Genomic DNA, 14051 nt, shown 5'->3' with positions numbered 1-14051 from the left:
TGTAAGGACAAACCGGCCAGAAACCGGAAGTCACACCCCGTGACTGGCCGGGCCTGGGGACAAGGGAGGAACTGAAGTGGCTGTTTTCCAGAACGACCTGGCGCTGCTCGACCAGACTGCCAAGAAGATCGACGGCAAGTACCAGGAGTTCACTGCGATGCAGAACCAGCTGCGGGACCGCGTAGCGGTGGGCACCAGCACCTGGCAGGGGCAGGCGCGGCATGCCTTTGACGAGGCGATGGCGCGTTTCGATCAGGAGATGGGTGACATCCAGAAGGTGCTGATCGGGATCCACGACACCATGGAATCGAACAAGCGTCGCATCCAGGAAATGGACGAGGGCCAGACCTTTTAAGCGTCTCGCAATAGTCATCAAGGCATCACATAGCAAAGGGGATTGACCATGCAGATCACGTATAACCACGGCGAGATCGACGCGCTGGTTGCGGATGTCAAGGGCATCATCAACAAGTTCCAAGCCGGCCTAGAAGAGTTGCGACACGATATCGATCCGTTGGTCCAGCAGGCCCAGGGCCAGGAGGCGACTGCTTATCAGGAATACCAGAAGGCTTGGCACCAGTCGGCTCAGGATCTGAACCAGATCCTGACTCAGCTCAACTCCAAGGTTGATCAGGGTAACCAGGACGCGCAGCACACCGACCAGAGCGCTGCGGGAGCCTGGCACTAATCATCCCGGCAGCAATGAAGACCCTGTGGGGCCTTGGCGGAGGAGAGCCGCCAAGGCCCCACAGTTTTTTTGTGGAAGTGTCCGGGGTGCCCACAGGGCGGGCTCGACCGCGTTTTGACCTGCGGTGACGTCGCCCGGTAAGCTCCTTCGTTGGCGTGCGGTACGTCATCGCACACGAGGCTCGGGTCACCACTGGTCGCCGAGATCAACCTCCACCGCCCGCCATGACCAGCGCTCCGAACGGCAACAGCCGTCCGGGGATCCACCCGAGTAGACAAGGAAAGACTGTGCCTACCTACACGCCGAAGGCGGGTGACATCACCACAAGCTGGTATGTCATCGACGCCACGGATGTAGTGCTCGGCCGTCTTGCCGTTCAAGCAGCTACCCTGCTGCGCGGCAAGCACAAGCCGACCTACGCCCCGCATGCTGATGGTGGCGATTTCGTCGTCATCATCAACGCAGAGAAGATTGCCCTCAGCGGCAAGAAGCTCACCGACAAGTTCGCCTACCGTCACTCGGGCTTCCCGGGCGGTCTGCGTAAGCGCAGCATCGGCGAGCAGCTGGAGAAGTTCCCCACTCGCACGGTGGAGAAGGCAATCATCGGCATGCTGCCCAAGAACAAGCTTGGCCGCCAGATCGAGCGCAAGCTGAAGGTGTACGCAGGTCCCGAGCACCCGCACGCCGCGCAGCAGCCGATCCCGTTCGAGATTAAGCAGGTGGCTCAGTGACCGATATCGCCGAAGAGCAGACCCCCGAAGAGAACGCGGACATCGCAGTGGACGGCGGCGACCAAGCGGTCGTCGAGGTCGTTGTTGAGGATTCCGCCGAAGAGACTGCCGTCAAGGCCGCTCCTCGTGGGCCCGTCGTCATCGACAAGCCCATCCAGACCGTTGGCCGCCGCAAGGAGGCCGTCGTCCGCGTGCGCCTCGTCCCCGGCACCGGCAAGTTCCACCTGGATGGCCGCACTCTGGAGGAGTACTTCCCGAACAAGGTGCACCAGCAGCTCATCAAGGCGCCGCTGGTTTCCGTCAACCGTGTGGACAGCGTGGACATCTACGCTCACCTGTCCGGTGGCGGCCCTTCGGGTCAGGCGGGCGCGCTGCGTCTGGCCATCGCCCGTGCGCTCATCATCGTGGAGCCCGAGGACCGTCCGGTGCTGAAGAAGGCCGGCTTCCTCACTCGTGACCCGCGTGCGATCGAGCGTAAGAAGTACGGTCTCAAGAAGGCCCGTAAGGCGCCTCAGTACTCGAAGCGCTGATCGACTCTGTTCGTCCGCGTATTGCGCCGGCACACAACCTGTGTGTCGGCGCAATCGCGTTATTGGGCCAGTTTGATATGACTGGTTATGGAAGGTTTACTGCATGGGCTCACTATTCGGCACTGACGGAGTGCGTGGTGTCGCGAATGCCGAGCTGACGGCCGAGCTTGCGGTCGCGCTGGGCTCGGCCGCGGCGCGGTCGTTGGCCAGTGGTCACGCCATCGCGGTCGTGGGCCGAGATCCGCGCGCCAGTGGTGAGATGTTGGAGGCTGCGGTTGTCGCGGGTATCGCGGCAGAAGGCGTCGACGTGCTGCGAGTCGGTGTACTGCCCACCCCGGCGGTGGCATACCTGACGGGTGCCTACGGAGCGGCCTTCGGCGTCATGATCTCGGCCTCGCATAACCCCATGCCGGACAACGGCATCAAGATTTTCGGTGCCGGCGGTCACAAGCTTGATGACTCCGCCGAGGATGCCATCGAGGCGCAGCTGGACACTCCTGCGGCACGTCCGACCGGGGCGGGCATCGGGCGTGTGCGCGACGCCGTCGACGCCCTCGACCGGTATCTGCATCATGTTCACAATGCCGCCACCCATCCGCTGAGCGGAGTCACCGTGGTGGTCGATTGTGCGCACGGCGCGGCCTCCGACGCGGCGCCCTTGGCCTACCGCGCCGCGGGTGCCCACGTGATAGACATCAATGCCGACCCTGACGGGCTCAATATCAACGACGGTTGTGGGTCAACGCATCTCGGTCCACTGCAGGCCGCCGTGAAGGCCCACGATGCTCACCTTGGGCTTGCGCATGACGGCGACGCTGACAGATGCCTTGCGGTAGATGCGGATGGGAACGTCATCGATGGCGACGCCATCATGGTTGTGCTCGCCGCGGCGATGGCGGAAGCCGGTGAGCTCACTGATAACACGCTGGTCACCACGGTGATGAGCAATCAGGGATTGCATATCGCCATGCGTTCGGCGGGCATCGACGTCAAGGTGACGGGTGTCGGTGACCGCTATGTGCTGGAGGAGTTGCGCGCGGGCCAATTCGCCTTGGGGGGCGAGCAATCCGGTCATATCGTGTTGCCCTCACTGGCCACTACCGGAGACGGGATCGTCACCGGCCTGCGTCTCATGTCCCGGATGGCTCAAACAGGTAAGTCATTGGCTGATCTTGCGTCCGCGATGCGTAGCCTGCCGCAGACGCTGATCAACGTGCCGGTCTCGGATAAGCACACGGTGGCGAAGGCGCCCGAGGTGCTTGCGGCCGTCGCCGCTGTGGAGTCTGAGCTTGCGGGCAATGGCCGAATCCTGTTGCGTCCTTCCGGAACCGAGCAACTCGTTCGTGTCATGGTGGAGGCCGGCGAGCAGTCGACCGCACAGCGCCTCGCCGAGCGGGTGGCCGAGGTGGTCGGCGCGGTCTAGGCGCGCGCCAGGCTGCGGGTGTACAGCGCGGAACCCGCGGCGTCGCACAGGGTGACGGTGAGATCGCCGCTTGTGCCGTCGATATCGACCTGCCCGAAATGCTGGTAACCGTCCAGCGGTGACTGCTGATCCGGCGGTGCCGCATGGACGTAATCCGCTCGCGGCCCGAAGGTTCCGTCGAGTGGCTTCTCCTGGCCGGCGCCGGCATGCAGTGGACCCGACACAAACTCCCAGAACGGGTCGAAGTCTGTGAAGGCGGCACGCGCAGGCGAGTATTCATGCGCCGCGGTGTAGTGCACGTCGGCGGTCAGCCACACCACATTGCGGACCTGCCGCGCTTTCAGTTGCGAGAGGATGTGTGCCAGTTCGGTTTCTCGCCCCAGAGGGGGGCCGTTGTCGCCATTGGCGACGGCCTCGAAGTTCGTCTTGCCGTCGGGTACCACCAGTGCCAGCGGCAGGTCATTGGCGACGATCTTCCATACGGCCTTGGATGAGGCCATGGCGTTGATCAGCCATTCGGTTTGGCGGGCGCCGAAGATGGCGCAGTGCTGCTGCCGGTTGGTGGAGTTGGGATCCTTGTAGCTGCGCATGTCGAGGATGAACACGTCCAATAACGGACCGTATGAGACTCGTTGGTACACAAGGCCGTCAACGGCTTCGCGGCGTTCGGTTGGTTGCCATTCATGGAATGCCCGGTGCCCGTGTTGTGCGAGCACATCGACTCGCTTTTCGGTGTACTTGTCGTTCTCCAGAATCTCGCCCGGATACCAGTTGTTGAGCACTTCGTGGTCATCCCACTGCACTAGTTGCGGAACGTGCGCGTTGAAGTAGCGGTAGTTGGCATCGGTGAGGTTGTACGCGTGTTGGCCGCGATACTGGTCGAGTGTCTGTGCCACAGCGCTTTTCGCCTCGGATACCTCGTTGCGCCATATCCGTCCGTCGGGCAGGGTCAATGTTTCCTGGATCGGAACATCCGCGTACACCGTGTCCCCGCTGTGCAGGAAGAACTGCGGATTCCGGTCCGCCATGGTGCGGAAGATCCTCATCCCGCCGACGTCTGGATTGATGCCGAATCCTTGTCCCGCCACATCGCCGGACCAGATCAGTCGCACGTTTCGTGCGTCGGTCGGTGCTGTCCGGAAAACGCCGGTAACAGGCTCACTCAGGGCTCCATCGGAGTCCAGCGTCACCCGGTAGTGCACCTCGCTGTCCGCGGGCAGGCCGGTCAGGCGCAGCCGGCCTGTCCCGTCAGACTCCGGCGTGAGCGTCGGGCCGGTGAAACGTCGCACGTCCGAGAAGCTTTCGGTGGCAGCTGTTTCGACGAGCATGGTGGCCGGGCGATCCGAGCGCGCCCAGACCAACGCCCCATCGGAGCGGGGGAATCCGCTTGCGACTCCATGCGTCAGTCTCGGACGAGTCGTCACCAACGCCGGCCCGCATGCCGCCGCCGGAGCAACAGCGAGCCCAAGCAGGGCGGCACGCAGGACCGTGCGGCGCGGAATGGCTGTCATCCCACCACCTTCGGGGTGGCAGGCAAACGTACGCCGAACGCTACGCGAACGGCGTACGAATCACAGCAGCTCGCGCAGAGCCTCGACATGCTTGATCCGGCCTGCCGCATCGGCGGCGAGCGGGGCGACATTGAGAGTCGTCACACCTGCCTCCTTGAAGGCCGCAACCCGTTCGGCGACAAAGCTCTTGGGCCCGATGAGCGAGATGTTCCTGACCAGCTCGTCAGGCACGGCGTCGGTCGCCTCGGCCTTCTTGCCCGCCAGGTAAAGCTCCTGGATGGTGTCGGCTTCCTTGCCGAAACCGTACGCGGTCGCGAGGTTGTGGTAGAAGTTCTTGCCCTTGGCGCCCATGCCGCCGATGTAGAGCGCCAGGCTCGGTTTGACGAATCCGTACAGCGCTTCGACGTCGTCACCGATCGCGAGTGCGGGCCCGGCGTAGACCTCGAGCTCGCCGAGTGACGGGTCGCGCTTGGCCTTGCCTTCGGCCAGGGCGGCCCCCCACACGTCATTGGCCTTCTCGGGAAGGAAGAAGATGGGCTGCCAGCCCTCGGCGATCTCGGCGGTCAGTGCCACGTTCTTGGGGCCAAGAGCGGCGATGAGCACCGGAATGCGGTCGCGCACTGGGTGATTGATCAGCTTCAGCGCCTTGCCCAATCCGGTGCCCTGTTCGGGAGGCAGTGGCACGGTGAAGTACTTGCCTTCGAATTCCAGGCGTTCCCGACGCCACACCTTGCGGCAGATCTCGACGGTTTCACGAGTGCGGCCCAGGGGAGCGTCGTACTTCACGCCGTGGAATCCCTCGATGACCTGCGGGCCCGAGGCGCCGATGCCCAGGACGAACCGGCCGTTGGAGACATAATCCAGACCGGCCGCCGTCATGGCCAGCAAGGTGGGGGTTCGGGTGTACAGCTGGAAGATCCCCGACGCGAGCTTTACGGTGGACGTCTTGGCAGCGAGAAACCCGAGCTGGCTCGCGGCGTCATACGAGTAGGCCTCGGCGACGAACGCGATGTCCAATCCGACTTTCTCCAGCTCAGCGAGCTCGTCAACGACTTCGGTGAATCCGCCGGCATAGCTCAGCGTGGTTCCAATGCGCATGCGGCGACCCTACCCGACCAAGCGGTTGAACGGGAAGACGCATGATCCACAGATCGGTGAAAAAAGATGGAACCGGAAGTGGCATGCACCCGTCGTAGTCAATATGGGAGAAACCTCGATCAACGTCGCTGGTGTCCGGGGGGTCGCTGGGGAGTTCGACAGCGTGGCAGAAGAGCTGCAAAAAGCCATTCAGCAGCTGCGTGGGTTGTCTTTCGGTGGGGCATCGGCCGGACGGTGGCACACGGCCAAGGGCGACGCGGTCAGGGATGGGCTGCGCGAGGTGGTCACTCACCTCGAGAACTGGCAGCGCACCAACACCGCGATCGCCGAACAACTCCGTGCGACTGCGCAGCGTTATGCCGATCGGGATGCCAAGAACAAGGCAAGGGTGGCTGCAGCCAATGGCCGGTAAGTATGACATCGAGTCGCTGCGCAGCGAGGGCATCCAGGCGATCGCGAACTCGCAGAACTACACGACCACCGCGATCCGGGGAAACGGTAAGTCGCCGGTCACGATCACCAACCCGGACCTCACCGCCAACGAGCGCCAGCTGTTCGATTGGTACGACATGGACGCCGGCATGGACCTGAACAAGCTCGGTGCGGATCTTGAGCTGTTCAAGAGCGCGGTGACCACCATGAAGTCCGCCGCCGAACGTCAGCACGGACAGCTGCAGCAGCTCATGAGCATGTGGGAAGGCAAAGGCTCGGAGGCTGCGAATCAGTTCCTGCGAACGCACAACTCCACCGCCGATGCCGTGACCAAGGAATTCGGGCAGGTATCCACCGGTCTTGACGGGTTACGCGAAACGCTGTGGACCATCGTCGATCTCAAGAAGCAGGCATCGACCATGGTCGATGGGTTGGTGACCGATCGTGCGTCCTTTGACAGCGCCGTCGCCACCTACAAGACCGGTACCGGCGACAGGTCGGTGGCCGACGAGACCAACGCCACGAAGATCGGTCCGCACGTCCAGCAGAACATCGAGGGCAAATGGCTTCCCGCCATGAAGGCGGCATGGGGCAAGGGCGGCGAGGCGTACGACACGTTCACCAGTGCGCTGACGCAGGAGCTGCCCGCGGAGTTCAAGAACCCGCCTGGCCAGCTCGGACCGGAGTACGACTCGGACACCGAGTCCCCGCAGAACTCCACGGACAGGGACAGGGACAAAAACAAGGGCGGCAAGCAGGAGCCAGACGCTGCCGGGGGTGGCCAGAGCAGCGCCGCCAACGGGTCCGCCGCCGGCGGCGGCGCGGGCGGCGGGATGCAGGGCACGGCGACCCCGGCCTCCGCGATGGGTAATCAGGGCGGGCAGATGGCTGGCGGTGGGCAGCAGGGTGCCGGCCAGGGGCAAGGGCAGCAGGGCATGGACCCGAGCCAGATTGTCAGCGGGTTGACCGGGGCCATGACGGGTGCGCTCGGATCCATCGGCCAGGCGGCCAGTGGCATTGTCAGCGCCATCACGGAGGGCCTCTCCAGCATCCCGTTCGACCAGTTGGGACAGGGCGGCGATGCGGGCGACGAGAAGCCCGAGGACAAGATCGACGGGAAGGCCGACGAGGCTGCCGACAAGAAGGACCCGGACACCAAGATGGCGGCGGCCAAGGATGCGGCGATCCAGGAGGCCCGCTCGGATGCGGGCGCGACGTTCGCCACAGATGGCAAGCCGATGCAGGGACCGGGCGTTCAGCTGGCGGGAGCAGGTGGGGTGGAAGCCACTCCGGCCCCTGCGGGTCAGACCACCCCGGGTGCGCCACTCGGGACCACGACGCCGCCGGGGGGTGCGGTTCCGCCGTCTACCGGTGGCCTGTCTGCCGCACAGCCCGCCGGATCGATGTCGCCGGTAAACCCACCGCCGGTCCACACACAGCAGCCGAACGCGGCCCAGCATCCCGAGCCTGCGCAGCAGCCCTCACCCGTGCCTTCGGTGGGGCCCAGCAGCCGGCAGGCTCAGCCTCAGGCCGCGGGGACGGATGCCGGGGAGACGCCGTGTGAAATCGCCGCCGATGAACTGCCTAAGGCTGGGCGATGATCGACATCACCGACGCCCTCGCAGGCATCGTCTCGGATTTCGAGAGCACCCTGGATCAGCTGCGGGATGACGCCGACGCAGCACGCGGCGACATCATGCTCGATGAGTCCGCCGAGGTCACGGAACTTCAGATGCCCATGCAGATCCATATGACCGAGTCCGACTTCGATGAGGACGACATCTACCGCTGGCAGCGGTGGCGGCGCTGACTACCTCAGCAGCGATTGCACGCGATCGATCTGGCTGATCTCCAGCGCAGCGGCGTCGGGCAGCGAGGTATTCGGTAGTTCAGCTGCCGGGTCCGCGAAGTCGCGGTAGCGCTTGTCTCCGGCAAGCTGGAACAGCAGGTATCCGGTCAACAGGGCACGAGTGTTGCGCTGGGTTGCCCGGTTCGATCCGCCGAGTCCAACAAACCTGCGCAGCCAGCTGTGTTCCGGTAGCCCGCTGGACTTCGCCTTCGCGATGTTCCGCAACTCGGCACCTGGCCACGCCTGCGAGAGCGCCAGGGCATTCGATCGCAGCGATTGGGCGTCGTCGGTGCTCGTCACAACGAGGCCGGGGATGGTCAACGCGGCGGCACCGTTCTCGACGGGCGGCTGCGTCGTGCTGGGAAACAGCGCGACGACGGCCTTGGGGCCCGTCGGCCGGTTCTTCTTGTCCACCAGCGCTGAGGACCGCGCGGCCGCGAACACCGCCGCCGAGGCCCCCAACCCATGACCGGCCAGCGCGAGCTTGGTCGGATGCACGCTGATCTTGCCGTCGCCAAGGCGCACCCGGGTCACGATCTCGAGTGTTGTGGCCAAGTCGGCAGCCAGATTCAGGTGTGACGGGATCAACCCCTTCTCGGTGTCCGGGGCCGCCGCGACGATTCCCCAGGATGCGAGATGTTCCAGGGTCGCTCGGTACTTGTTCGTACCGGTCAGCCAGTCGTGTCCGAACGCCACCGCAGGCAGATTGAAGCCGGAATCCGGTGTGTAGACGACGCCGCTCACCCCGGCGAAGGCCAGGTCGCCACGCAGAACCTTGTGCGGACCACGACGGGTCAGGGCTTTGAATAGCGTGCGGGTACTCGCCATGGCATGACCGTAGCTGATCGTTGTCGTTGCGGACCGCAGCGGGAACTGAACTACCCTGGTGGGCTATGTGCGGAATCGTCGGGTACGTCGGCCACCGGGACGCCCTTGGTGTCGTCCTCGAGGCGCTGCGGCGGCTCGAGTACCGGGGCTATGACTCGGCGGGGGTTGCGCTGGCCGACGGCAGCGGCGGGCTGCTGGTGCAGCGCAAGGCGGGCCGGCTGGCCAACCTGGAATCCGCGATCGCGGAATCGGGAGAATCCTTCGGCGCTACCACCGGCATGGGGCACACCCGCTGGGCCACCCACGGTGCCCCCACCGACCGCAACGCTCACCCGCATCGGGATGCGACCGGCAAGGTCGCGGTGGTCCATAACGGGATCATTGAGAACTTCCCCGCGTTGCGTGCCGAGCTGGAGGCCGCGGGCGTCGAATTCGCCAGCGACACCGACTCCGAGGTGGCCGTGCATCTGGTGGCGCGCCAGTACGAATCCGGAGACACCGCCGGCGACTTCGTGGCGTCGGTGCAGGCTGTGGTGCGACGGCTGGAGGGGCACTTCACTCTCGTCTTCTCCCACGCCGACGACCCGGGCACGATCGTGGCCGCACGCCGGTCCACCCCGCTGGTCGTGGGTATCGGCGACGGCGAGATGTTCCTCGGGTCCGACGTTGCCGCGTTCATCGAATACACCAGGGAAGCCGTCGAACTGGGGCAGGACCAGGTTGTGGTGATCACCGCGGACGGCTATCGCATCACCGACTTCGCGGGTAACGATGACGCCGACAATGCGCGGGTCTTCACGATCGACTGGGACCTGTCGGCCGCGGAAAAGGGCGGCTACGAATACTTCATGCTCAAGGAGATCGCCGAACAGCCGGCGGCGGTGTCCGACACCTTGTTGGGGCACTTCGACCTTGGCCGGATAATTCTCGATGAGCAGCGGCTCTCCGATCAGGAACTGCGCGATATCGACAAGGTGTTCGTGGTGGCCTGCGGTACGGCATTCCATTCGGGCCTGCTGGCCAAGTACGCCATCGAGCATTGGACACGGCTGCCCGTGGAGATCGAGCTCGCGAGCGAATTCCGCTACCGCGACCCGGTTTTGGATCGCAGCACGCTCGTCGTCGCCATTTCGCAATCGGGTGAGACTGCGGACACCCTGGAAGCGGTGCGGCACGCCAAGGAGCAGAAGGCCAAGGTGCTGGCCGTCTGTAATACCAACGGTTCGCAGATTCCCCGTGAATGCGATGCGGTGCTCTACACGCGGGCCGGGCCGGAGATCGGTGTCGCCGCGACGAAGACATTCCTGGCGCAGGTGACCGCCAATTACATTGTGGGCCTGGCCTTGGCGCAAGCTCGCGGGACCAAATACCCCGACGAAGTGGCTCGTGAGTACCACGAGCTGGAGGCCATGCCGGAGTTGATCGAGCGCGTCATCGCCGCTATGGATCCGGTCGCCGATCTCGCGCGGCAGTACGCGCAGTCCTCCAGCATCCTGTTCCTGGGGCGCCATGTCGGATATCCGGTGGCGCTGGAGGGTGCGCTCAAGCTCAAGGAGCTGGCGTACATGCACGCCGAGGGATTCGCGGCCGGAGAGCTCAAGCACGGGCCGATCGCGCTGATCGAAGAGGGGCTGCCGGTCATCGTGGTGATGCCGTCACCCAAGGGCATGGGGTTGCTGCATTCGAAGCTGCTCAGCAACATTCGTGAGATTCAGGCTCGCGGGGCGCGGACGATCGTGATCGCCGAAGAGGGGGATGAGACGATCCGGCCGTACGCGGACCACCTCATCGAGATTCCGGCGGTGTCGACGTTGTACCAGCCGTTGCTCTCCACGATTCCGATGCAGGTGTTCGCCGCGGCGGTGGCGCAGGCCCGGGGATACGACGTGGACAAACCGCGGAACCTGGCCAAGTCGGTAACCGTCGAATAGCGGCGTCTGCATCCTGTGGCGCGCCAACCCTGCGTCGCCGACCCCGCGGCGTACCGTCTGCATCGCACGCCCACCAGTTCCTCGACGGCGAAGAGGGAGCGAGGGGAGCCCACGATTCATGAAGTTCTACTACAGCGCCGAGCAGATTCGGGAAGCCGAGGCACCGCTGCTGGCCGCCCTGCCCGAAGGGGTCCTGATGCGGCGTGCGGCATACGGATTGGCCACGATCGTCGCTGACGAGTTGTCGCGGCGGGCCGGCGTGGTGGTCGGGCGCCGTGTGTGCGCGATCGTCGGTTCCGGAGATAACGGGGGAGACGCCTTGTGGGCGTTGACCTTCCTGCGCCGGCGCGGAGTATCAACCAGCGCGGTGCTGCTGAATCCCGAGCGGGCCCACCGTGCGGGTCTTGCCGCCTTCCGTAAGGCCGGCGGCCGGGTGGTGTCCGCGGTGCCCGGCGATACCGATCTGGTTCTGGATGGCGTCGTAGGAATTTCGGGGACCGGCCCGCTGCGGCCGGGAGCCGCCGAGATCGCCGAACAGATCAATGCCGAGGGTATTCCGGTGATCGCGGTGGACATCCCCAGTGGCGTAGACGTGCACACCGGCACAGTGGACGGAGCGGCCTTCCGGGCCGCCGTCACGGTGACGTTCGGTGGCTACAAACCCGTTCATGCTCTTGGTGATTGCGGCGAGGTCCGGTTGGTCGACATCGGGCTTGATCTGCCCGCCACGACAATCCGGGAACTCGACGCCCGCGATGTGGCCCTCGCCTGGCCTATTCCCGGACCTGCCGATGACAAGTACACGCAAGGCGTGACGGGTGTGCTGGCGGGATCGCATACCTATCCGGGGGCCGCCATCTTGTGTGCGGGTGCGGCCGTGGCTGCCACGGCCGGGATGGTTCGATACGCCGGATCGGCTGCTGCCGAGGTGGTTTCGCATTGGCCGGAAGTGATTGCCACTCAGACGGAAGAGGCCGCGGGCCGGGTACAGGCCTGGGTGATCGGTCCCGGATACGGAACCGGCGAGCGCCAGACGCGAACCCTGCGGCGGGTGCTCTCGGGCGGGCTGCCGGTACTCGTCGATGCCGACGCCCTGACGATCCTCGCCGAGCACCCCGAGCTGGCTGATCTCGTGGCAGCACGCGACGCCCCCACGCTCCTGACCCCGCATGCCGGTGAGTACCGCAGGCTCGCAGGTGAACCTCCGGGCCCCGATCGGGTTGGCGCCGCGCGGTCGTTGGCGCTGCGGCTGGGCGCCACGGTGCTCCTCAAGGGCAACGTCACCGTCATCGCACAGCCGGACGGAACTGCGTACGTAAACAAGGCACACGGGTCATGGGCGGCGACGGCGGGCTCGGGCGATGTGCTCTCGGGTGTGATCGGTGCGCTGCTGGCCGCCGGAGTTCCCGCCGACAAGGCCGCGGCGATGGGGGCTTACGTGCACGCCCGCGCGGCGTCTGCCGCCGCGGCAGATCCCGGTCCGGGTAAAGCTCCCATTTCGGCTTCCCGTCTTCTTGGGCATCTACGTTGGGCGGTCGCCGAAATAGGGTGAGAATCGGCTTATGTCGAATCCCCGCGATCAGTTCAGTCTTTCGGCGCACGCCGGAAAGATCAACGCCTCGTCCTTCAGCCCCGCATACACCGGCCGGTTGTCGACAGCGCCCATCCCGGCCCTACGCCTCCCCGACGAGCCGATGGATCCGCAGGCCGCTTACCGGTTCATTCACGACGAACTGATGCTCGACGGCAGTTCGCGGCTCAACCTGGCCACCTTCGTCACGACCTGGATGGATCCCGAGGCCGAGAAGCTGATGGCCGAGACGTTCGACAAGAACATGATCGACAAGGACGAATACCCGGCGACCGCCGCGATCGAGTCGCGGTGCGTGGCCATGGTGGCCGATCTGTTCCACGCCGATGATCTATCTGCCGAGGACCCGTCATCGGCGATCGGGGTATCGACCATCGGATCCAGTGAGGCGGTGATGCTCGCCGGGCTGGCCCTCAAGTGGCGCTGGCGCGCCAAGATCGGTGACGGCTGGAAGGGCCGCACGCCGAACTTGGTGATGGGGTCCAACGTGCAGGTGGTGTGGGAGAAGTTCTGCCGGTACTTCGACGTTGAGCCGCGATATCTCCCGATGGCGAAGGACCGGTACGTCATCACTCCCGAGCAGGTGCTCGACGCGGTGGACGAGGACACCATCGGGGTCGTGGGCATTCTGGGCACCACCTTCACCGGTGAGCTGGAGCCGATTGCCGAGATCTGCGCGGCACTGGACACTTTGGCGGCCACGCCCGGCAAGCCGGATGTCCCGGTACACGTGGACGCCGCCAGCGGCGGATTCGTGGTGCCGTTCCTGCACCCCGAACTGCACTGGGATTTCCGGCTGCCCCGGGTGGTGTCGATCAACGTCAGTGGGCACAAGTACGGCCTTACCTATCCGGGAATCGGCTTCGTGGTGTGGCGCAGCAAGGAACACCTGCCCGAAGACCTGGTGTTCCGGGTCAACTACCTCGGCGGAGATATGCCGACATTCACCCTCAACTTCTCCCGCCCGGGTAATCAGGTGGTCGGGCAGTACTACAACTTCCTGCGATTGGGGCGGGCCGGTTACGCGCAGGTAATGCGCTGTCTGTCGGAGACCGCCCGCTGGTTCGGCGACGAGCTGAACAAGAGCGAGCACTTCGAGGTGATCACCGACGGCTCGGCGATTCCGGTGGTGTCGTTCCGGCTCAAGGGCGACCGCCCATACACGGAGTTCGACATCTCGCATTCGTTGCGGGCCTTTGGCTGGCAGGTGCCGGCCTACACGATGCCCGAGGACGTCACCGATGTCGCGGTGCTGCGGGTGGTGGTGCGCGAAGGCTTCTCAGGTGATCTTGCCCGTGCGCTCCGCGATGACCTCATCACCGTGTTGAAGGGGCTTGACGAGCTGAAACCGAACGGGCACTTCGACGCGGTGCAGCCGTTCGCGCACTGATACGGCGGGCGGGAGCGCAGCGACTCGGGGATCTGACGCGGATGGGACA

The 14051-nt window shown here is 65.0% G+C and carries 14 protein-coding genes; 11 read left to right on the top strand and 3 right to left on the bottom strand.

Annotation, left to right across the window (positions count from 1 at the left end):
* Nucleotides 1-76 precede the first annotated feature (76 nt).
* The 5 genes from RHO23_RS15270 to glmM all read left to right on the top strand — a co-directional run bounded on the left by RHO23_RS15270 (nt 77) and on the right by glmM (nt 3372).
* Entirely contained in the window at nt 77-355 is a 279-nt protein-coding gene (locus tag RHO23_RS15270) for a WXG100 family type VII secretion target (protein ID WP_057965781.1), read from the top strand.
* Between the two features lie 48 nt (nt 356-403).
* On the top strand, nt 404-688 hold the full coding sequence (locus RHO23_RS15265; protein ID WP_057965780.1) for a WXG100 family type VII secretion target: 285 nt from the start codon (nt 404-406) through the stop codon (nt 686-688).
* Between the two features lie 287 nt (nt 689-975).
* Nucleotides 976-1419, top strand: coding sequence for a 50S ribosomal protein L13 (gene rplM / locus RHO23_RS15260; protein WP_030096756.1), 444 nt, complete (start codon nt 976-978; stop codon nt 1417-1419).
* The gene (gene rpsI / locus RHO23_RS15255) at nt 1416-1949 is read left to right on the top strand and encodes a 30S ribosomal protein S9 (RefSeq protein WP_030096757.1); all 534 of its coding nucleotides are present in this window, start codon (nt 1416-1418) and stop codon (nt 1947-1949) included. Before rplM ends, rpsI begins: the two co-directional genes overlap by 4 nt.
* A 103-nt stretch (nt 1950-2052) precedes the next feature.
* Nucleotides 2053-3372 (top strand): phosphoglucosamine mutase, encoded by a 1320-nt coding sequence (gene glmM, locus RHO23_RS15250; protein ID WP_070922927.1) that lies wholly within the window; start codon nt 2053-2055, stop codon nt 3370-3372.
* On the opposite strand, the gene RHO23_RS15245 is transcribed toward glmM, so the two are convergent.
* Both RHO23_RS15245 and RHO23_RS15240 read right to left on the bottom strand, forming a co-directional pair.
* Entirely contained in the window at nt 3369-4883 is a 1515-nt protein-coding gene (locus tag RHO23_RS15245; RefSeq protein WP_064409470.1) for an alkaline phosphatase D family protein, read from the bottom strand. The two genes, glmM and RHO23_RS15245, sit on opposite strands and share 4 nt — an antisense overlap.
* A gap of 60 nt (nt 4884-4943) precedes the next feature.
* On the bottom strand, nt 4944-5981 hold the full coding sequence (locus RHO23_RS15240; protein ID WP_030096760.1) for an LLM class F420-dependent oxidoreductase: 1038 nt from the start codon (nt 5979-5981) through the stop codon (nt 4944-4946).
* Between the two features lie 103 nt (nt 5982-6084).
* Between RHO23_RS15240 and RHO23_RS15235 the strand changes: the two genes are divergently transcribed.
* Genes RHO23_RS15235 through RHO23_RS15225 form a run of 3 tightly spaced genes read left to right on the top strand, consistent with a single transcriptional unit; the run spans nt 6085 to nt 8223 of the window.
* Nucleotides 6085-6393: a type VII secretion target gene (locus RHO23_RS15235; RefSeq protein WP_030096761.1), complete on the top strand. Its 309-nt coding sequence runs from the start codon at nt 6085-6087 to the stop codon at nt 6391-6393.
* Nucleotides 6383-8014, top strand: a complete 1632-nt coding sequence (locus RHO23_RS15230; protein WP_423488033.1) for a hypothetical protein — start codon at nt 6383-6385, stop codon at nt 8012-8014. Before RHO23_RS15235 ends, RHO23_RS15230 begins: the two co-directional genes overlap by 11 nt.
* Nucleotides 8011-8223, top strand: a complete 213-nt coding sequence (locus RHO23_RS15225) for a hypothetical protein (RefSeq protein WP_064409468.1) — start codon at nt 8011-8013, stop codon at nt 8221-8223. The genes RHO23_RS15230 and RHO23_RS15225 overlap by 4 nt, the downstream gene beginning before the upstream one ends.
* Here the strand turns inward: RHO23_RS15225 and RHO23_RS15220 are convergent, their stop codons facing one another.
* On the bottom strand, nt 8224-9090 hold the full coding sequence (locus RHO23_RS15220; RefSeq protein ID WP_064409467.1) for an alpha/beta hydrolase: 867 nt from the start codon (nt 9088-9090) through the stop codon (nt 8224-8226). It abuts the gene before it with no gap.
* A 65-nt stretch (nt 9091-9155) separates the two neighbouring features.
* Here RHO23_RS15220 and glmS point away from each other — a divergent pair, with 65 nt between their 5' ends.
* From glmS to RHO23_RS15205, 3 genes are all read left to right on the top strand, one after another.
* Nucleotides 9156-11021: a glutamine--fructose-6-phosphate transaminase (isomerizing) gene (gene glmS / locus RHO23_RS15215; RefSeq protein ID WP_070927357.1), complete on the top strand. Its 1866-nt coding sequence runs from the start codon at nt 9156-9158 to the stop codon at nt 11019-11021.
* 118 nt (nt 11022-11139) lie between these two features.
* Nucleotides 11140-12573, top strand: coding sequence for a bifunctional ADP-dependent NAD(P)H-hydrate dehydratase/NAD(P)H-hydrate epimerase (locus RHO23_RS15210; protein ID WP_064409466.1), 1434 nt, complete (start codon nt 11140-11142; stop codon nt 12571-12573).
* Between the two features lie 10 nt (nt 12574-12583).
* The gene (locus tag RHO23_RS15205; RefSeq protein WP_057965774.1) at nt 12584-14002 is read left to right on the top strand and encodes a glutamate decarboxylase; all 1419 of its coding nucleotides are present in this window, start codon (nt 12584-12586) and stop codon (nt 14000-14002) included.
* The last annotated feature ends 49 nt before the right edge of the window (nt 14003-14051 follow it).

This window comes from Mycobacteroides sp. PCS013, assembly GCF_049532645.1.
In the GTDB taxonomy this organism is placed as follows: domain Bacteria; phylum Actinomycetota; class Actinomycetes; order Mycobacteriales; family Mycobacteriaceae; genus Mycobacterium; species Mycobacterium gwanakae.
Note: the sequence above shows the minus strand (reverse complement) of the source record. Positions and strands in the feature narration are given on the sequence as shown.